The organism is Labilibaculum manganireducens, from assembly GCF_002843385.1.
Taxonomy (GTDB): domain Bacteria; phylum Bacteroidota; class Bacteroidia; order Bacteroidales; family Marinifilaceae; genus Labilibaculum; species Labilibaculum manganireducens.
Map to the genome: position 1 here is coordinate 29,392 of NZ_MVDE01000012.1, position 21,132 is coordinate 50,523.

Below are 21,132 nucleotides of genomic sequence, written 5' to 3' on the forward strand. Positions count from 1 at the left end.
AACACATGGAAATCCCAACAAAGTACAATCCTGCAGAATCGGAGGACAAATGGTATAAGTATTGGATGGATAAAGGATTCTTCCACTCTGTACCTGATGAGAGAGAGCCGTATACAATTGTGATACCTCCGCCAAACGTCACCGGAGTGTTGCACATGGGGCATATGCTAAACAATACAATTCAAGATGTATTGGTGCGTAGAGCCAGATTGCAGGGAAAGAATGTCTGTTGGGTGCCGGGTACCGATCACGCATCTATTGCTACCGAAGCTAAAGTTGTTAACAAACTAAAGCAGGAAGGCATTTCTAAAGGGGACATTACCCGTGATGAGTTTATGACACATGCCTGGGAATGGAAAGAAAAACATGGCGGCATCATTTTGGAGCAGCTGAAAAAATTAGGTGCGTCATGTGATTGGGAGCGTACAGCTTTCACCATGGACGAATCTCTTTACGAATCGGTGATCGATGTTTTTATCGATTTGTATAAGAAAGAAAAGGTTTATCGTGGTGTTCGTATGGTGAATTGGGATCCTTCGGCACAAACAGCGGTTTCCGACGAGGAGGTAATCTATAAAGAATTACAATCGAAACTGTACTATTTAAGATATCAGGTGGAAGGCAGCGATGAGTACATTACCATTGCAACCACCCGTCCTGAAACAATTTTGGGTGATACGGCAGTATGTATCAATCCAAACGACGAACGCTTTGCCCATTTAAGAGGCAGGCGTTGTATCGTTCCTTTGGTGAACCGTTCCATTCCAATTATCGAAGATGAGTATGTTGATATGGAATTTGGTACCGGTGCTTTAAAAATTACGCCGGCTCACGATATTCATGATTACGAAATTGGCGACCGTCATAATCTGGAAACCATCGATATTTTTAACGATAACGGAACCATGAGTGAGGCAGCTCAGCTTTATGTTGGTAAAGATCGTTTCGAAGTTCGTGATTTAATTATGCCCGATTTGGAGAAAGCAGGCAACTTGGTGAAGGTAGAAGATTACGTGAATAAAGTAGGTTTTTCGGAACGCACCGATGCCGTAATCGAACCTAAATTGAGTATGCAGTGGTTCCTGAACATGAAAGAATTGGCGAAACCGGCTTTGGAGCATGTAATGAACGACGATATTCAGCTGCATCCTCCAAAATTCAAGAATACCTACCGTCATTGGATGGAAAATGTGAAGGATTGGTGTATTTCACGTCAGTTGTGGTGGGGACAACGAATTCCGGTTTACTACTTGCCCGAAGGTGGATTTGTAGTAGCCAAATCAATAGAAGAAGCTCTTGTTGAAGCAAATGCCAAAACAGGAAAAACATACAAAGCAGAAGACTTACGTCAGGATGAGGATGTGTTGGATACATGGTTCTCTTCATGGTTGTGGCCTATTTCTGTATTCGATGGTATTCGTAATCCCGAAAATGAGGAGATCAAATACTATTATCCAACCAACGATTTGGTTTCCGGACCGGATATTCTGTTCTTCTGGATTGCCCGAATGGTAATTTCAGGTTATGAGTACCGAGGCGAAAAGCCATTCTCTAATGTATATTTAACAGGTATTGTTCGCGACGAATTGGGCCGTAAAATGTCTAAATCATTGGGGAACTCCCCTGATCCTTTGGATCTGATTGCCAAGTACGGTGCCGACGGGGTTCGGGTTGGAATGCTGTTGTGTTCTCCTGCCGGAGGCGATTTGCTGTTCAACGAGAACCTACCCGAACAAGGACGTAATTTTACTACCAAGATCTGGAATGCATTCCGTTTGGTAAAAGGTTGGGAAATTGCCGATATCGAGCAACCTGAATATGCCCGATTGGCAACTGAGGTTTTCCATGCGCGTTTAAACAACACCATGGAAGCTTTGGATGAGCAGTTCAGGCAATATCGTATCAGCGAAGCCTTAATGACTGTTTACACCTTATTCCGCGATGAATTTTCATCATGGTATTTGGAAATGGTGAAGCCTGCCTATCAGCAGCCAATCGATCGTAAAACTTTCGATTCAACCGTAGCTCTTTTCGAGAAGTTGATGCAGTTACTGCACCCATTCATGCCTTTCTTAACAGAGGAAATATGGCAGTTACTTGCCGATCGTACCGATGAGGACAGCATTATGGTTTCAGTGATGCATAAGCCGGATTCATATGACGCTAATTTGTTAGCTAAGTTTGAGCAGGTAAAAGAAGTGATTGTTGCTGTTCGTAACATCCGTAAGCAAAAAAATATCGCTTTTAAGGAAGTTTTAGAGATGAACTACAAAGCAAAAGAGGATAATTACGATACTTCTTTCGATTGTGTGGTGTCTAAAATGTGTAACCTTAGCGATATTACTGTTGCAAACGGAGAAATGACTGGCGCAATGTCGTTCATTGTAAATGCTGTTGAATATTTTATTCCACTTGGCGACTTGGTTGATGTTGAGGAAGAATTGAAGAAAATGGAAGAAGAGTTGAAATATACCAAAGGCTTCCTGATTTCGGTTCAAAAGAAAATGAGCAACGAGCGTTTTGTAAACAATGCACCTGCAAAAGTCATCGAAATCGAGAAAAAGAAAATGGCTGATGCCGAAGCTAAAATCAAAGTTTTAGAAGACCGCATTGCCAGTATGAAATAATAAATAGACGCAGATAATCATGATTTTCTAGGATTGTCGCAGATTAAATAGTAAAAGTGCTGTTTCATTCATTTGGAACGGCATTTTTTGTTGTGTGCCTATTAGCTTGATCATTTCATAGGGAACATTCGACATCTTGTACCTGTTTAATTGATTTTCTATTGCTGATAAAATATAAGTTTAATGTACATCAAACTATATTTTCATGTACATCAAAATTATTTTTCATGTACATCAAAAATGATTACCTTGTAGGTATAAGTTAGAACTTATCCTTAGAAAGGAGTCAACTTATAGTAAGGAACAATTCAAATCATCGGCATATGGCAGTCTTCTATAAAGCAGTGAAAATAAAAACACCATTGAGTAAAAATGGTAAAGCTGAAATGTATTATCCCCGGGTAGCTAACCGACGGAAGGAAAACTTAAGGGATATAGCAGAACGTATTTCGGACATGTCCTCTTTTAACAGGTCGGATGTGGTTGGAATTTTAGAGGCATTCACTCAAATTATTCCTCAGTTACTGAAAGATAACAGTAGTGTTGAATTGGGAGATTTGGGTACATTTTCTCTTCATATTTCGGCCGAAGGGGTAGATTCGGAAGAACTGGTAACACGACATCGTATTAAGAAAAGTACAATTGCTTTTCGTCCTGGTAAACGAGTGAAGCAAGATATTGCAAGAGTCGATTACCGAAAAATTCCGAAGAAGTGAAAGAGATCATTTTCTTTTTTGCCTGAAGTAAGAAGCTAAGAACTTTTTGCTGGTTTTTTGATCCATGAAAATGGGTCTTATTTTGTTCGTAAAATAAATTTTCCGTTGCAAACGGTTGAAGATTGGGACTGATTAGAATATTGGAGAAATAATTCTTTAATTTGTAAGAGATAAAAGAGTCTTAAATCTGAAAAGAAGGATGTAAGGCAGTTGTTGAATAACTTACGGATATAAAAGGCAAAAATGGATACCATAAAACACATCCCCGAAAACGGGAAAACAAGAGTCGTAATTATTGGTGGGGGATTTGCAGGCTTAAAGCTTGCCCGGCAACTGGTAAAAACAAAGTATCAGGTGGTTTTAATTGATAAAAACAATTTTCATCAGTTTCAGCCATTGTTTTATCAGGTGGCAACCTCTGGTTTGGAGCCAAGTTCCATTGCTTTTCCTTTGCGGAAGATTTTTCAGAAGCGGAAAAATGTGCATTTTCGAATGGCTGAATTGTTGGAGGTGAATCCAAATGTGCAGGAGATATATACAAGTCTGGGGTCGTTGAAATACGATCATTTGGTATTGGCGACCGGTGTGGATACCAATTATTTCGGAAACAAGAACATCGAGGAGTTTGGTATTCCCATGAAATCGGTGTCCGAGGCAATTTTTCTGCGCAATTCAATTCTTCGTAACTACGAAAAGGCGTTGAACGAATCGGATCCGAAGAAGGCAGCCAATTACATGAATATAGTATTAGTGGGTGGTGGCCCAACCGGTGTTGAATTGGCGGGTGCTTTGGCCGAAATGAAAAATGAAATCCTGCCAAAGGATTACCTGGAGCTTGATTTTTCTTTAATGAATGTGTATTTGTTCGAAGCGTCAGATCGATTGTTGAGCGGCATGTCGGAGAAAGCATCAGCGAAAGCGAAAACTTACTTGGAGAAATTAGGGGTAATTGTGAAAACTGAGGCTCGGGTTGCCGATTACGACGGACTTAAAATTAGTTTGGCGGATGGAGAGGAGTTTTTCTCATACGCTTTGGTTTGGGCTGCAGGAGTTGTTGCAAATCCTATTAAAGGAATTTCGGAGATTGCCGCAAGTCGTGGAGGAAGGCTTCGTGTTGACATGTATAATAAGGTAAGTGGTTTAAACAATGTGTATGCTTTGGGCGATTTGGCTTTGCAAAAAGAGGGGGAATATCAGAATGGTCACCCGCAGGTTGCACAGGTTGGTTTGCAGCAGGCTGGTGTTTTGGGTAAAAACCTCATAAATATTCAACAGGGAAAAAGGATGAAGCCCTTTCATTATAAGGATAGGGGATCATTGGCAACAATCGGAAAGAATTTGGCTGTTGCTGATTTGCCTGGAATTAAAACACAGGGTTTTTTGGCGTGGATCCTTTGGTTGTTTGTGCATTTAATGGCAATTGTGGGTGTAAAGAACCGATTTTTCATTTTAATTAACTGGGTTTGGAATTATTGGACTTCGGATCAATCGCTGCGGGTTTTAATTCGACCGGATAAACGAAGTTTTACTGATCGGGCTTCAAAAAGGCATCAGGTTAAAGATCCAATAAATTTAAATTAGTATTGATTGAGATTCTTTATTTCTATAATTTAGGGAAGCTTGAATGCACCAATTTTACTGAAGATTGGTGCTTTTTTTATTTTTGGCACAGGCTTTGCTTCTATTCAGTCAAAGTATACCGGTACTTGACTTTTAGAAGATTCGTCCCTACCATAGGATGACAGTATTGAAAGCCATACAAGAGTGTAAATTGAGTATTTAAATTTCATCCTGCACGAAAGGGCTGTTTGGCTTACACATTAAAAACTAAATGCCATGAGAAAGTCTGTATTATATAAGTTGACTGCCAGTATAGTATTGGTTTCAGCAATCGCAATTTCTACTACAAGTGTATCTGCTCAGCGCAGATCGCAGCAAAATGAGAAGACTCGTTACGAAGAACGAAATAAATCAACTCGTTTGAAAGATGCTGATCGAAATGAGAAATACAACAAGAGTCGTTATTCAGATTACTCAGATCGGAAAAAGAATAATACGCCGAATAAGAAGAGTACGAAATATCACAAAGAGCGGCATGCAAATGGGTATTCAGGTCAATATAAAAACGGGCATGTAAACAGCAATAAGCGTTGGGATCGGAATCACAATGGCGGATCGCATGTTAAATCTTATCATTCCTCAGGTGATCGTTACAGGAGTTATAATTATCCAAAAATGGTTCATCCCAATCAACGTTACAGAAACTTTTACAACAATCATGGAAACAATTGTTATCGTCATGATCGTTATGGAAATGTAGTTTTAAGATTTGCTGTTGCACCGGTTGTAATCCGACATAGTTACGGAGATTACTACTTTTCGGATGGAGATTATTACAGATTCTATCCTGAAGTGGGATATGTTGTAGTTGATGCGCCAAATTCTTTGTATTTCTCTTATGTTCCTGATAACTGCCATAGGATTTTGCATCATGGAAATGAATATTACACAAATGGAGATATGTGTTTTGTGAAGTATAGAAATGGGTTTAGATTGGTGAGTGCTCCTGCCGGAATACATTTATCTTTGAGATTTTAAGTGAAAGACTAATTACATGAGCACTACTGAACAGTACTAAAATAGACTTATTTTTTAAAAATTAAAAATACGGGGGTGTAGTTTGTAAAAAAGATAAAAATGGTCTTAAAATTTACAAAACTACACCCTTATCTTGTAAAAAATGACGTTTTGTGGCTCGCACACTTAAAAATGGGGTGTTTTGCTGTGACTTGTTTTTCTTTTGAGTTGATACCTGATCAATAAAGGGAGTAAGAAGGGTAGAAATATAAGATAATCTGCTTGTGTATATACTTTTTAGGGGTGTATGTGAAAAATCTTATTTTTTGTACTCGAAAACGATTTCGGGGAGCTGTTGTAAAACAGGTTTTCGCTTGGGTCAATCAATGGGTTTTATCTTCTGTGTGTTTCGATTTTATTGGGATTTATTACTTTTTATGTTGTGTGTTCTAAAAACTGAATTCCGCTTGGATATTCAGTGGAAACTAGGCTATTTTATCCCTCAGTAACAAATGATAACAACAACACAATTTAAAACAAGCGTATTATGACAAGGGATGAATATTTAATGGATCCAAATAAATTGGTTCAATTCCTGCAAAAGCCAAGCAACGAGTTCACAAAAGAGGACCTGATAAGATATATAGGAGAGAATGGAATTAAGATGATTAATTTCCGTTACGTTGCTGAGGATGGAAAATTGAAAACATTGAACTTTATTATTACCGGGAAAAGCCATTTGGATAGTATTCTATCTTCGGGCGAGCGCGTTGATGGATCAAGTTTGTTCTCTTATATAGGAGCAGGTTCAAGTGATTTATACGTGATTCCAAGATTTAAAACGGCATTTGTGAATCCGTTTTCTGAAGTGCCGTGTCTGGATATTCTTTGTTCGTTTTATACTGCTGAAGGAAAACCAATGGAAAGTGCTCCTGAGTACATTCTAAAAAAGGCACATGAGAACTTTAAAAAAACAACAGGCCTTACTTTTAAGGCAATGGGTGAGCTCGAATATTATATCAAAAGTTCAAATCATACATTATATGCTGATGTTGATCAGAAAGGATATCACAGTTCCCGGCCTTTTACTAAATGGGAAGGTTTGAGACGCGAAGCAATGGTTTTAATTGCTCAATGCGGAGGGAAAATAAAATACGGACACTCAGAGGTTGGGAATTTCTCGGCGGGTGATGATGGTTACGAGCAGCATGAAATTGAGTTTTTACCGGTTGAGGCAGAAGATGCAGTTGATCAGTTGGTGATTGCAAAATGGATTGTAAGAATGTTGGCTGCCCGTGAGAATGTATTGGTGAGCTGGGCTCCAAAAATTACTGTTGGCAAAGCCGGCAGTGGTTTGCATATTCATATGTTGGTAGAAAAAGACGGCAAAAATATTTGTATTGAAAATGGAAAGTTGAGTGATACGGCTAAGAAAATGATTGCTGGTATTTTGAAACTTTCAGGAGCTTTAACAGCTTTTGGAAATACGATTCCGACTTCTTATTTGCGTTTGGTTCCGCATCAGGAGGCTCCGACTTACGTTTGTTGGGGAGATCGCAACCGCTCTGTTTTAGTGAGGGTTCCTCTTGGTTGGGTAGGTGCTGCGGATATGATTAAGAGTGTGAATCCGTTCGAGCCGGCTGATGCAAGAGATTTTTCAGGTAAACAAACTTTTGAGTTCAGAGTGCCGGATGGTTCTGCAGATATTTATTCGTTGGTGGCTGGTTTGATTGTTGCAGGCCAGTATGGATTGGAAATGGAAGATGGCTTGCAGGAGGCTGATGAATTGTATGCAGATGTAGATATTTTTGCTCCGCAGTATAAAGAAAAATTAGATGGTTTGAAACAATTGCCGACTTGTTGTTGGGAGAGTGCAGATTGCTTGCTGGAGCAAAGAGAGGTTTTTGAGCGAAATGGTATTTTTACAAAAGGAAGAATTGATGCGGTTGTGAAAAAATTAAAACTATATGAAGATTATGGGTTGAATGACCGGATTCTGGGTAATGAAGTTCGAATTATGGAGATTGTAAATGATTACATTCACTGTATGTAAATTTGGGAAAAATACTTACTAATAGGTTTTTATAGGGGGTAGTCCCGCAACGAAAGTTGCGGGACTTTTTTGTATGATTTCATTTATTCTTTGTATGCAAATGAGTAGGATTCATCGTGTTGTGATATGTCTAAACCTTTGGCTTCGGAGTATTCTGAAACTCTAAGTGAAACAAATTTGTTTGTTATCCAATATAGGATGTAGGAACCTCCGAAAGTAAAAATTCCAACAATTACCAATGCAATGATGTGCATTAAAAAAGTTCTGATTTCTCCATGTATCAGTCCAACATCATGAGCAAATACGGCGGTTAAAATCATTCCTGTAATTCCTCCCATTCCGTGTGCCGGAAATACATCAAGGGTATCATCCAGAGATGTTTTGCCTTGTAAGGTGATTGCGTAATTGCTTACAATAGATGCTATTACGCCAATAGTAATGGATGCTCCGACGGTTACAAATCCTGCGGCAGGAGTAATGGCTACAAGTCCAACCACCAAACCAATCGCGGCTCCTAAGCCTGATGGTTTGTGTCCTCGGGCACCATCAAGAAAAATCCAGGTTAGCATGGCTGCCGCCGATGCTGTATTTGTATTTAGTAAGGCTAATACTGCTGTCGATGAGGCTTCCAGAGCTGATCCGGCATTGAATCCAAACCATCCGAACCAAAGCATTCCTGCACCAAGAAGCACGAATGGAATGTTGGAGCGTTTCTCGTTGTATCTCGATTTTGTTCTTTTTCCGAGAAACATGGCTCCGGCAAGTGCGGCGAATCCTGCAGACATATGAACAACAGTACCTCCTGCAAAATCTAATACTCCCATGTTGCGAAGGAACCCGTTTGGATGCCAGGTCCAGTGTGCAAGCGGTGCATATATAAATATCGTGAAAAGGCTTATGAAAATCATATATGCTCTAAATCTTACCCTTCCTGCAAAAGATCCTGTGATTAAAGCGGGTGTGATAATTGCAAATTTTAACTGGAAAAGTGCAAAAAGAGCAAATGGAATGGTTGGCGACATTTCAGGATTTGTGTAGCCTCCAACATTTTTAAACATTAGGAAAGTCAGCGGGTTTCCAACCAATCCAAAGCCGTCAGGTCCAATGCTGTCTCCAAAAGCCAGGCTGAATCCAACAACAACCCATATCATACTTACAATTCCCATTGCAACAAAACTTTGAAGAATTGTTGATATAATGTTTCTGGGATCCACCATACCACCGTAAAAGAATGCAAGTCCGGGAGTCATAAGAAGAACCAGGGCAGTTGAGGTCAGCATCCATGCTACATCGCCCGAAACAATATTTGGATCATCAACTCCCAATTCAACACTAGGGACAAATACTCCGACAATAGCCACTACAATAAGCAGCAATAAGGCATAAAGCCATTTTTTACTGTTTTTCATCACAATAATGATTTATAAAATGTACAAAATCCGGTTGGTGTGATTATGGATTGTAGTCCGTCAAATATTACGCTTGGGTGGTAAAAATAGAATAAAATTCAGAAACAACCTAATTGAAATTAGGGGTGTGGTTATTTAAAATGATTATATTTTTGAGACAGCCCTATTGTTTTTAGGGTGAAAGTTCTTTTTGTGTATGGTTTTTTATTTGGGAGGGTTTGGATTTATGATGGAATTAGGAAGAGACATCCTGTAAAAAGAAAGGCTCCAATGTATTTGGAGCCTTAATTAGTTTTTTTCGATTCGTAGTTGATGTACAACAAATTTTCCTGTATCATTTTTTAGCAGAAAATTGACCCGGAAGTCTCCCTGGCTGGTTGTTAAACTGCCAATCACATATCGGGCTTCAGGTTTCCCGCCTTCATGTTTTTTATTGAATCCTGTTGGAGGAAATTCCTTAAAGAATTTAGCCATGATTTGTTTTGCTTGTGATTTGCTGTAAATAGCTTCCTTATCTTGTATCGTTAATTGAATTCGATCTCCAAAGAAATTCGATAAGCTTATACTATTGCCTTGTTTAAAAGCATTGATCAGTTCTCGAGGTAAATCATCCTGATTTTGTGAAATTGCTGATGAACAACAAACTAAAAGGAAGAATATTCCTGTAAATATGTATTTTATAGATCTCATATGAATAATTTTCAACTTAATATCATATACCTTTACACAAATACTGTGCGAAAAATACACTGCAAGTTAAAAAAAATCTGAATTTCTTTTTCTAAATAAGAAAAGAATTGATTATTATGATGTGTTCAATCAGTCATATAGATGCTTTCATTTTGCAGGAATTATTTAAAGTTTAAGTACTATTTTCGACGAAAGAAAATTAAGATTTTATTTTTGCACAAATTTTTGCCAAAACAACAAATAAGGGGAGTCATAATTGAAAATTATAAATAAATGAAAATTGTTCTTTTAGTTATTGGAAAGACAGATAAGGATTTTGTGAAAACGGGGATGGAAGAATATCAAAAGAGATTGGTGCACTATCTTCCTTTCGAGATGAAAATAATTCCGGATATAAAAAACACGAAGAATCTTTCTGAAAATCAGCAGAAACAAAAAGAGGGGGAATTAATTTTAGAGAAGATTAAAGCCGGAGATACATTAATATTGCTCGATGAGGGAGGGAAAGAGTTTTCTTCTGTAGCTTTTTCTAATTTTATAGAACAGAAGATGATCGGTGGAATTAAAAATTTGGTTTTTGTAATAGGCGGTCCTTATGGGTTTTCTGAAGATGTGTATCGGAACGCACAAGGAAAGGTTTCGTTATCGAGAATGACTTTTTCCCACCAAATGATTCGGATGATTTTTACCGAGCAATTGTATCGGGCAATGACAATTATTAAAGGAGAGCCTTATCATCACGTTTGATGCTTTGAACTAATTATGCTAATTTGTGAGGAGTTTAGCATGAATTTTGTATCTGCAATAAAACATTTCAAAACTATCCGAATTGAAAAATAGACTTCTCAAATATATTCCTGCGGTTTTCACGTTGGTATTTTTTCTGTTGGCAGTTTCTACAGAGTATTATTTTAGGCAAAATGACCGCCTTGCAAATGTGGCCAATCATACCAGGCAGGTTCTGGAGAAAAAAGAACAGCTGCTGAAAAATGATCTTGGCGAGCTGCAGACTGCAATTACAAAAAAGGATGGAGTACTTCAAAAATACGATAACTTTTCTGAGTTTGAGAAGGACCTAAAAAAAGATGGATTTGTTATAGTTGCCTATAAACAAGATAGTTTGTTGTTTTGGAGCGATAATTCATTTCTGATCCCTGAGAAAAACTTTCTTGAAGAAGAGAATTCATTGGTTGTTCGGCTGGATGATGGATTCTATTTTATGCAAAAACAGAAGGTGGATTCAATTGATCTGTATGGATTCTTACTTTTAAAAAAGATTTATCCATATCAGAATAAATTTTTGAAAAATCATTTTGGGCCGGATTTTCTCATCCCCGATTCTTTTGATATTTCCTTACATCCGAATGTGGGAGCTTCAGTTAGCAATCCTGATGGCAAATTCTTGTTTTCTTTATTGGATGATAATGCCGGAATGGGAACCAGAAGGGGACAAAAAGGAGTAGGTTTACTGTATTTATTGGCGATTCTGTCTGGTTTAGTATTCTTCAGTATCTTACTGCGGCAATTAAACGATTTGAAATTAGGTCTCTCAGCTTTTCTTGTTTGGGGAGCAGGTTTGGTGCTTTTACGATATTTTATGCTGCTTTGGGGATTTCCTGCTGTTTTTTCAAAATTTGAGATCTTTTCGCCTGTTTTGTTTGCGAGTTCATTCTTCTTTCCATCCTTAGGCGATTTTGTAATCAACTCGTTTTTCTTATTTATTTTCGTTTATACCTATTCACGGTTTTTGGCAATCAATCAATTCTTCAAGCCTAAAAGTTCTTATCAGGTTGCCGGATGGATTTTTGTGCATCTAATTCTGTTTTATCTGCTGTATTTTACAATCGAGGATTTGTTCGAAAGCTTAATTTTTGACTCTAGCTTTAGCTTGCAGATGTTTGTATTTCAGGACAACGGAATTTGTATTTTTATAGGTTTTGCCATTTTGATTTTTTTATTTTATGCTCTGGGACAAATTGCAAATCTATTGGGACAAATTGCCCGCGATCATTGGAATTTAAAATCTTATTTACTCGCAGTTATTCCTGTATCCATAGTTTTAAGTTTGGTATTTTATTATTTCAATCCTGTAAAAACCGATGCTGTAACTATGGGCTTTCCAATTTTGATGGTTTTGGTCTTGGGTCTCATAAATTATCAGAAAGAAAAGGGAGGCCGATATTCTTTATATGTGGCTTTGCTTTTGGGTGTTTCAATCTTTGTTACCAATAGGATCAATTCTTTCTCCAGCCAAAAGGAAAAACAGGATCGGCAAGTGGTGGCAATGAATCTTTCTACAGAATATGATCCAGCTTCTGAATTTTTTTTGATGGAAATTCAAGAGAAACTCGATCAGGATTCAATATTGAAAGATTTGTGCAAACGACCTTTTAGAAATGAATCTGAAATAGAAGACTATATTCAAAATAAATACTTTACCGGATTTTGGGAGCAATATCATCTTCAGGTTACTATTTGCAGCAACATGGATGATTTAAATATTGAGCCTGATAATCAGATCAGAAATTGTTTTGAGTTTTTTGAAGAAATGATTGTGACAACGGGTGAACCAATTCCAAATAGTAATTTTTACTATTTGAATGAGTTTGATGGGATGGTTTCATATTTAGGTGTAATTTCCAATCCATCGTTTGCTTCTGATGAGGTTAAAATTTACCTGCGTCTCGATTCTAAATTTGGCAATGAGGGTTTAGGATATCCGGATTTGTTGTTGGATGAAAAAGTTGATTTGCGCCCGGTAAGTCATGAATATTCGTATGGGAAATATCAAAACGGGAAGCTGATTGCATCTTCCGGCAAATTCAATTATTTCATGAGTAATGCCGGGTTTGGTGAAAGTTCTGCTGATTTTTTCTGGAAACAGATTGATGGGTACGACCACTTGGTATATAAGTTTGGTAATAATTCTGTTGTAGTTAGTTGTCCTTCAGTGTCATGGTATAACAGAGGGATAACCATTCCGTATGTTTTTGTTCTTTTTTATGTTTTTGGGTTTAGTATTTGGATGCTTGAGAAGGTTTCTTCTAAATTCAGAATAAATCTAAGTTTCAAATACCGGATTCAATATTCAATTATTGGTCTGCTGATGCTATTCTTCCTTTTGTTGGGTGGGGGTACTGTATATTATAACATTAATCAGGCCAACGAAGCAAATAACAGAAGTCTGCAAGAGAAGTTGTTGTTGGTTAAACGTGAGGTAATTCGTGATTTATCGGGTGATCGTTCACAAAAATCAGAGGTGTTAACAGATCAATTGAGACAATTGTCAAATTTGATTTTTGCAGATATTCATTTGTATAATTTATCAGGGAAATTGATTGCAACATCCAGACCCGAGATATTTGAGAAAAAACTGCAGGGGAAGAGGATGAATTTTGCCGCTTACGATCAACTTTTTTTTAATGAGCGAACTCATTTTATTCATAAAGAACAAATTGGGAAAATGTCTTACTTGTCGGCTTACGAATCTCTGGTTGATGAAAATAATGAAACCATTGCATTTGTTAATCTCCCTTATTTCCTAAAAAGCAAAGAGCTGGAAAAGGAAATGTTTAATTTAATTCTTGCCGGGGTAAATCTTCATGTATTGATGATTCTGCTGGCCATTTTTCTTTCGGTAATTATATCGAATAAAATAACTTATCCACTTCGTTTAATTCAGAGCAGACTGAAGGCAACACGTTTTGGTTCGTATGGTGAGCAAATTGAGTACACTAAAAATGATGAAATAGGTAGTTTGGTGAAGGAATATAATCAAATGCTTGTTGAGCTTGAAGAGAGTGCTTCCCGTTTGGCAAAATCGGAGCGGGAATCTGCGTGGCGGGAAATGGCAAAGCAAATTGCTCATGAAATTAAGAATCCATTAACCCCTATGAAATTAAGTATTCAGTTTCTGCAGAAACGTTTCGAGGACAAAACACCAAATTGGGAAGAGCATTTTAATCGTGTGAGTAAAACATTAATAGAGCAAATCAATGCTTTGTCATCTATTGCTGCGGCATTTTCGAATTTTGCAAAGATGCCGGCAGCCAAAAATGAGAATTTAAATTTGGTTGAAATTCTCGAACATACAGTTGATTTGTTTAAGAACGATGATTTTGATTTGAAACTCGATTTGAATTCCATTGAGAATGCAAGTGTTTTTGTTGATAAAGAACAGTTTGTCCGCGTTTTTGTGAATTTAATTAACAATGCGATTCAATCTATCCCGGAAGGGAATTTGGCTCAGGTTGTAATAGAGTTAGAGAATATAAATTCTGATTATCAGGTAAGTGTAATTGATAATGGTTCCGGAATTAACCCGGAGATTAAAGAGAAGTTATTTTCGCCTAATTTCACCACAAAATCGAGTGGAATGGGATTGGGTTTATCCATTGTTAAAAATATTGTTGAAAATGCCAACGGAAGCATTTGGGTTGAATCGGAGAGGCATATTGGATCTTGTTTTATTGTTCGGATTCCCAAAAGAAAAGAGATATAAGATGATTATAAAAATACTGGTAGACAATACTGCGAAAGATGGTTTTGAGGCAGTTCATGGTTTTTCGGCTGTGATTGAGGCCGATGAAAAAATTTTATTTGATGTTGGCCCAAATTCTCTTTTTATAGAGAATGCGGGAAAAATGGGTGTTGATTTGGATGAAATCAATACTCTGGTTTTGAGTCATGGTCATTGGGATCATGGTGATGGTTTGCAGTTTGTGTCGGGGAAACGTTTGATTACGCATCCCGACTCATTTTCTCTTCGATTCCGAAAGGAAAGCAAGACTACTGTTGGCCTAAAAATGACAAGAAATGAGATTGCTGCACAATTTGAATTGAAGGAGTCAAAATTACCGGTTTGGATCAGTGAGAAAATGGTTTATCTGGGTGAAATTCCAAGATTAAATGATTTTGAATCTCAATCAACAACTTTCCTCCTGGAAGATGGATCGCCGGATTTTGTTGCTGATGATTCTGCGCTTGCCATTAAGAGTGAAAAAGGATTGATCGTGATCAGTGGATGTGCGCACGCCGGCATTTGCAATACAGTGACTTACGCAAAAGATGTTTGTGGAGAGGATAAGGTTTATGCGGTGTTGGGAGGTTTTCATTTAAAGAAACTGGATGAAGTTTTTCAGAAAACTGCAGGCTTTTTTCAGGAAGAAAAATTGGAAATATTGGGAGCAACACATTGCACAAGCTTTCTTGTTCAGGATGAGTTTAAAAAATATTTTAAAACGATAAATTTAGAAGCCGGAGTTGAGGTAGAATTGTAACTATTTTACCTCGTCCATAGAAATAAGATTGTGCAAAATGGCATATACGGTTAATCCTGATACCGATTTAATACCCAATTTTTGTGTGATGTTTTTACGGTGAGTAACCACGGTATGAATGCTGATGAATAATTGATCGGCAATTTCTTTATTGGTTAATCCAAGAGCAATATGTTTTAAGATATTTTTCTCACGGGAACTAATTGTTTCTGAATTTTTATTAGGAAATGAACTTTTGTTATTTTTATTTAGAATTTCCTGCATCATATCAAGAATGGTATTTTGGCCATCCATATAATTGATATAACCATCTGCCTTTAAGTCATTTTTAAGGTTTTTCCTGTTCGATAACAAGATCAGAGAGAGTTTATTTTCATTGAAAAGTTCCCTCTTTACATCCAGACAATCACCTGGCAGCATGTCTGGATTAATAATGAGAATATCTGGTTTTCTTTTGTGTACAATTCCACATACATCCTCCTTATTATCGATGAGCTGAATCACCTCAGAGTTCTCCAGATTTTGAAGAATTGACCGGAGTCCTTTTCGGATCATGCACGAATTATCAGCAATAAGAATCGTAGATCTTGCCATAGCTAGAATTTAAATAAGATTGCAGATCGATTTTTCCATTAAGATAACTTTAGGAGTCAGTACCTTATCCTCAATTCTGGAATGATAGTTCAAGTCTTCCTCTAATTTGAACAGATCCTGTATAATTGTATGGTAAAGTGTGCTGTTTGCCGGAGGCGTAAGATATTTGATCATGATGGTTTTTAAATCCATCAGTTTTTCTTCTACATCATTATGTCCTTCCTCGTATTTTTCAATGGAAAATGATTCGAAAATTTCACGGTTTCTTTCAGTAAAATTTTGATTCTTAATGATTTCTTCAACAGCTAAAACATATGGGAAAACCACATTTTCCTCATGCATGATGTGTTCTGTCAGCTCAGATTTATATCCCTCAAAGAAGTTTCTGATCAGCAGAATGTATTTCTGATCTTCAGTGTCTTCTGATTGAAGAGAGATAATTTTCTGTTCAATTTCGGATAATTTATCATTTAAATAACTTGAATGAGTCATTTTAAGATAGTTGACAATATTCTTAACCGGAATAGTTTGAAGCTCTTCTTTTGGGAAGTAATCTTTATCGTGATACGCGTTTACAAGCTGTAAAAAGAAGTTTATGTCGACCTCGTTTTCCCTGCAAACATCAGCAACGGTTTTGTCTCCAAATCCCAAATTGATTCCAAAACGGTGAATGACTGGAATGAGCATATAATTCAATTGAATTACATCAGCCAGCTTCATATCCTTTTTAATACGCATAGCTTGTTTTTTTTAATTAATCTAAATTAATAAAAAGTGTGGAATATCCGCAAAAACGCATGAAGAATGCAGCCGAAAAACGAAACCAAATGGAGGAATAACACTAAAAATTATCTTATGGCAAAAGATTTTTTGAATACCATTTGGTTTCAGTTGTCGCCGGCATGTTTTATCTGTACAAAATTAGTTTCTCCGAACTTGCGGACAATACCTACTTATAGGTATATTATACCATTTTAAAATCAAGATGAGTTGGTATAATGCCGATAGATATTTAACAATCAATGTCCCTGCGCAGATAGTGATTATTTGATTTCGTCGATTTTCAATTCAAATACTAATTGAATTATCTCCCGAAGTGAAGGATTTCCTTGATATGAAGTATTCGCGATTTTGCATATTCATATTTAGGATCGTCTATGTCGGAGGTTTGCTGGAGGAATTTGGTGTAATAATCCAGTGCTTTATCTTTATTTTCCCCATACTCTTCGTAGGTTGTTGCAATTTCGTAAAGAATATCTGGGTTCGTGTTATCTATTTCAATAAGATTCAGATAGGATGCTGTCGCTTTTTCAAATTGTCTGGTTGCTCCGTACGATTTTGCCAAATACAAATGCATTGAGGCTTCAATAGGTGAAGTGATATAAAAAAGAGCATCTTCCAAAAATTTAATCCCTTTCTCGTGTTGATTCAATCTGGCATAACAAATTCCTGTATGGAAATTAATCATTGGGTCTTTTTCAAAGGTTGGGCCACAACTTGCAAAAGCAGTTAATGCATCTTCATATTGCCGGGTCTGCATGTAGCAAATTCCCAGTTGTCTGTGTTCGGCATCAGTTAGGTTGTTGGATGCTTTAAGATCTTTTAAAATAGTTAAGGCATTGTCGTACCATTCCAATCCAATTAAAACCTGAGCCTTTTTCTTTAGCAGTATGGTGTTGTCCGGATAGGTTGCCAATCCCTTTGAACAGTATTCCAATGCTTGCTGGTAAGCGGCCATTTCATAAAGTTGTTGGATAATATGAACCAATACAGATAAGTCATCAGGGTTGAGTTCGTACGAAATCATATAAGAAGACAAAGATCCTGTGAAATTCTGCATTCGGTCTTTTAAATTCCCTATTTGTTTGTAAATGAAAGGATTTAATGAATCTGTTTGGATGATTTGTTTATAGATTTTTAAGCTTTCTTTGAGTTTATTTTGACCGGAAAGGGTTTTTGCCAGAAGTAAGTTGACTTGATAATCAGAGGAATCGATGGAATGCAAATTGGAAAGATATTTCTCTGCTCCGGGATAATTTCCTAATGAGTACAGACAGGAACTTAAATTCAAGAGTATTGTTTTGGAATTATTGTTTAATGAGTTGGCTTTTTGATAATTGATGATAGCTAACTTGTCTTTGTTAAGGTTTTGAAAGGCTTTGCCAAGTTGAAAATACAAGAGACTGTTTAAGCTGTCTTTTTTTATCATTTGCTCAAGCATTGGAATTGCTTTGGAGTATTGTTCCGAATACAGGAGTTGATCTGCCTTAGTTGCTTTTTGAGAAAAACTTGCAGGAATGTTAATTGCTATACTTAACAGAAGTAGGAGGATGATTTGTTTCATGTCTTGGGTTTATGATTAGGATTTAAATATAACTAAAATTTTAGTTATCAAAAATATTTTTCCCTTTAATGACAAAAAAAACCGACTCAGAAAAACTGAATCGGCTAATGATTGTGCTGTGTACAACACTTATTTCTTTCTCACAAAAATTTGAATCGGCACCCCGGTAAACGACCAGTTTTTACGGATCTGATTCTCAAGATATCTTTTGTAAGGATCCTTAATGTATTGAGGCAGATTGCAATAGAATGCAAATGTTGGTGCGTGAGTTGGTAATTGTGTTACATATTTTATTTTTATGAACTTTCCTTTCAGAGCAGGAGGATTAAGAGCCGCAATTACTTTTTGCATCACATTGTTTAGTTCCGATGTTGGTATTTTACGAATACGATTCTCATAAACCTCAAGTGCCGATTCCAAAACTTGAATTAATCGTTGTTTTGTAATGGCAGAGGTGAAAATAATTGGAACATCTTTAAAAGGTGCAATTCGGTTTCTAATTTCTTCTTCGAATTCCTTCATGGTATTGGTTTCTTTATCCACCAAATCCCATTTGTTAATCATGATTACAACTCCTTTGCGATTGTTGAGAATAATGTCAAGAATACTTAAATCCTGAGCTTCTACACCGCGTGTTGCATCTAAAATTAATACACAAACATCAGCGCTTTCAATTGTTCTGATTGATCGCATTACCGAATAGAATTCAAGATCTTCGTGCACTTTTGGTTTCTTACGAACCCCGGCAGTATCTACCATGATAAAATCATGACCGAATTTTTGAAACCGGGTATGAATTGAATCTCTTGTTGTTCCTGCGACATCAGTCACAATATTTCGGTCGATTCCAACCAAAGCGTTCACAGTTGATGATTTTCCTACGTTAGGACGACCAACAAATGCTATTCTTGGAAGACCTTCATCATCATCGTTTTGTTTGATCTCAAAATCATTTACGACTGCATCCAGTAAATCTCCGGTTCCCGATCCATTAACGGCTGAAATTGGGAAAACTTCTCCTTCCATTCCAATAGAATAGAATTCATTAGCAGCAAAAATTAAATCCGAATTATCGGCTTTATTTGCAACTAAATAAACTTTCTTTTTGGTTCGTCGAAGTATTCCTGCAACAGCCGAATCTAAATCTGTGATTCCGTGCTGCACATCTAAAACAAATAGAATAGAATCGGCTTCCTCAATGGCAATCATTACCTGTTTGCGGATTTCCTCTTCAAAAATATCGTCTGAATTCGTAGCGTAGCCTCCGGTATCAATAATAGAGAATTCTATGCCATTCCATTCAGATTTACCGTAATTACGATCACGGGTAACACCAGCAGTTTCGTTTACGATTGCTTTTCTGGTACCTGATAATCGATTAAAAAGTGTAGATTTTCCAACATTTGGTCTTCCTACGATTGCAACTATATTGCTCATTATTTTATTTTTCTAACGCAATCTCTGCGTGTAATTCTTATTCATTTGATTAAAATCCTAAAGATTTCTCCGATTTGTCAATACAGTTTTGAACTTATTGATTGTATCCGAAATCTTTTAAATGAGAGTCTTTGCTTCTCCAGTCTTTTGCAACTTTAACGTATAGTTTTAAAAACACCTTTTTCCCAAAGAATTTTTCCATGTCCAGTCGGGCTTCAGTTCCAACTTTCTTCAGAGCTTTCCCCTGGTGTCCAATGATGATTCCTTTTTGAGAAGTTCGTTCAACATTAATTACTGCCATAATGTTGATGATTTTAGGCTCATCTTTAAATTCTTCAACAACTACTTCTACCGAATATGGAATTTCTTTGTCGTAGTTGGTCAGTATCTTTTCTCTAATAATCTCGTTAACAAAAAAACGGGATGGTTTATCTGTTAGTTCGTCTTTCGCGAAAAAAGGAGGACCTTCCGGCAATAATTCCAAAATGCGGTTAAACAAATTCGGAACGTTAAAATTCTCAGTTGCCGACATTGGGAATATTTCAGCTTTAGGAAGTGTTACTTTCCATCTGTCTACCAGTTTATTTAATTTTTCCTGATCAGATAAATCAATCTTGTTGATCAGCAAAAGAACCGGGATGTCAGAATTTTGTACCTTTTTAAGGAATTCTTCGTTTTTATCGATGGTTTCAATAACGTCGGTAACATATAAAATAACGTCAGCATCAACCAATGCCGAAGTTGAAAATTTCATCATCGACTCCTGAAGCTTGTAGTTTGGTTGCAAAACCCCTGGTGTATCAGAGTATACAATTTGAAAATCATCACCATTAACAATTCCTTTAATTCGGTGACGCGTAGTTTGTGATTTCGACGTAATAATTGAGATGCGTTCCCCAACCAAATTATTCATTAAGGTTGATTTCCCAACGTTGGGATTTCCAATAATATTTACAAAACCTGATTTATGAGGCATATGTACTCCAATTTAGTGATTTAAAAATTTTTGCAAAGATAGTACAATTAATACCATTTACGAAAATGTCTGCCACTCATTAAGATGGAATAAAGATTTTTATAGAAATATCAATATATAATGGTTTAAAAGTCCTAATTCGAAGTGCAGGTGTGGCTTAAGTTTTAATGTTTTGATTTTGCAGTGTGTTGCAAAGACTGTTTGTGTGATTTGTTTTTATTTTCTAAAACTATATATTTGTAGCAGAATAAGAGATGAAATCTTGTTCTAACATATTTTATTGTTTCTTCAGGGCAGGGTGAAATTCCCGACCGGCGGTGATAGTCCGCGAATCTTTAACGAGATTGAACTGGTGTGATTCCAGTACCGACAGTACAGTCTGGATGGGAGAAGAAAAACAATTGATCAATTTGATTGATTTCATGTCAAT

15 protein-coding genes and 1 riboswitch are annotated in these 21,132 nt (G+C 36.8%); of the genes, 8 read left to right on the forward strand and 7 right to left on the reverse strand.

Annotated elements, in window-relative coordinates; translation table 11 throughout:
* Window positions 1–5 precede the first annotated feature (5 nt).
* From BZG01_RS09570 to BZG01_RS09590, 5 genes are all read left to right on the forward strand, one after another.
* Complete coding sequence (locus BZG01_RS09570) at window positions 6–2,627, forward strand: valine--tRNA ligase (protein ID WP_101309617.1); 2,622 nt, start codon at window positions 6–8, stop codon at window positions 2,625–2,627.
* 323 nt (window positions 2,628–2,950) lie between these two features.
* Complete coding sequence (locus tag BZG01_RS09575; protein ID WP_101309618.1) at window positions 2,951–3,343, forward strand: HU family DNA-binding protein; 393 nt, start codon at window positions 2,951–2,953, stop codon at window positions 3,341–3,343.
* Between the two features lie 243 nt (window positions 3,344–3,586).
* Complete coding sequence (locus BZG01_RS09580) at window positions 3,587–4,924, forward strand: NAD(P)/FAD-dependent oxidoreductase (RefSeq protein ID WP_101309619.1); 1,338 nt, start codon at window positions 3,587–3,589, stop codon at window positions 4,922–4,924.
* 255 nt (window positions 4,925–5,179) lie between these two features.
* Window positions 5,180–5,941, forward strand: a complete 762-nt coding sequence (locus BZG01_RS09585) for a DUF6515 family protein (protein WP_101309620.1) — start codon at window positions 5,180–5,182, stop codon at window positions 5,939–5,941.
* A 526-nt stretch (window positions 5,942–6,467) separates the two neighbouring features.
* Window positions 6,468–7,973, forward strand: a complete 1,506-nt coding sequence (locus BZG01_RS09590) for a glutamine synthetase family protein (RefSeq protein ID WP_101309621.1) — start codon at window positions 6,468–6,470, stop codon at window positions 7,971–7,973.
* Window positions 7,974–8,056: 83 nt separating this feature from the next.
* Here BZG01_RS09590 and BZG01_RS09595 read toward each other — a convergent pair whose 3' ends face one another.
* Window positions 8,057–9,382, reverse strand: a complete 1,326-nt coding sequence (locus tag BZG01_RS09595; RefSeq protein WP_101309622.1) for an ammonium transporter — start codon at window positions 9,380–9,382, stop codon at window positions 8,057–8,059.
* A 288-nt stretch (window positions 9,383–9,670) separates the two neighbouring features.
* Window positions 9,671–10,072, reverse strand: coding sequence for a DUF4783 domain-containing protein (locus BZG01_RS09600; protein ID WP_101309623.1), 402 nt, complete (start codon window positions 10,070–10,072; stop codon window positions 9,671–9,673).
* 273 nt (window positions 10,073–10,345) lie between these two features.
* Between BZG01_RS09600 and rlmH the strand changes: the two genes are divergently transcribed.
* From rlmH to BZG01_RS09615, 3 genes are all read left to right on the forward strand, one after another.
* On the forward strand, window positions 10,346–10,819 hold the full coding sequence (rlmH, locus tag BZG01_RS09605) for a 23S rRNA (pseudouridine(1915)-N(3))-methyltransferase RlmH (protein ID WP_101309624.1): 474 nt from the start codon (window positions 10,346–10,348) through the stop codon (window positions 10,817–10,819).
* An 82-nt stretch (window positions 10,820–10,901) separates the two neighbouring features.
* Window positions 10,902–14,573 (forward strand): ATP-binding protein, encoded by a 3,672-nt coding sequence (locus BZG01_RS09610; RefSeq protein ID WP_101309625.1) that lies wholly within the window; start codon window positions 10,902–10,904, stop codon window positions 14,571–14,573.
* A 1-nt stretch (window position 14,574) separates the two neighbouring features.
* Complete coding sequence (locus BZG01_RS09615; RefSeq protein ID WP_101309626.1) at window positions 14,575–15,351, forward strand: MBL fold metallo-hydrolase; 777 nt, start codon at window positions 14,575–14,577, stop codon at window positions 15,349–15,351.
* Here the strand turns inward: BZG01_RS09615 and BZG01_RS09620 are convergent, their stop codons facing one another.
* The 5 genes from BZG01_RS09620 to era all read right to left on the reverse strand — a co-directional run bounded on the left by BZG01_RS09620 (window position 15,352) and on the right by era (window position 20,702).
* Window positions 15,352–15,945 (reverse strand): response regulator transcription factor, encoded by a 594-nt coding sequence (locus tag BZG01_RS09620; RefSeq protein ID WP_101309627.1) that lies wholly within the window; start codon window positions 15,943–15,945, stop codon window positions 15,352–15,354.
* Window positions 15,946–15,954: 9 nt separating this feature from the next.
* Window positions 15,955–16,683: a hemerythrin domain-containing protein gene (locus BZG01_RS09625; protein WP_101309628.1), complete on the reverse strand. Its 729-nt coding sequence runs from the start codon at window positions 16,681–16,683 to the stop codon at window positions 15,955–15,957.
* Between the two features lie 346 nt (window positions 16,684–17,029).
* Window positions 17,030–18,289: a tetratricopeptide repeat protein gene (locus BZG01_RS09630; RefSeq protein ID WP_101309629.1), complete on the reverse strand. Its 1,260-nt coding sequence runs from the start codon at window positions 18,287–18,289 to the stop codon at window positions 17,030–17,032.
* A gap of 129 nt (window positions 18,290–18,418) precedes the next feature.
* Window positions 18,419–19,726 carry a ribosome biogenesis GTPase Der gene (gene der / locus BZG01_RS09635; protein ID WP_101309630.1) on the reverse strand — a complete coding sequence of 436 codons (1,308 nt, stop codon included), beginning with the start codon at window positions 19,724–19,726 and terminating at the stop codon, window positions 18,419–18,421.
* 94 nt (window positions 19,727–19,820) lie between these two features.
* Window positions 19,821–20,702, reverse strand: a complete 882-nt coding sequence (gene era, locus BZG01_RS09640; protein ID WP_101309631.1) for a GTPase Era — start codon at window positions 20,700–20,702, stop codon at window positions 19,821–19,823.
* A gap of 280 nt (window positions 20,703–20,982) precedes the next feature.
* Window positions 20,983–21,101, forward strand: a riboswitch (FMN riboswitch).
* Window positions 21,102–21,132 lie beyond the last annotated feature (31 nt).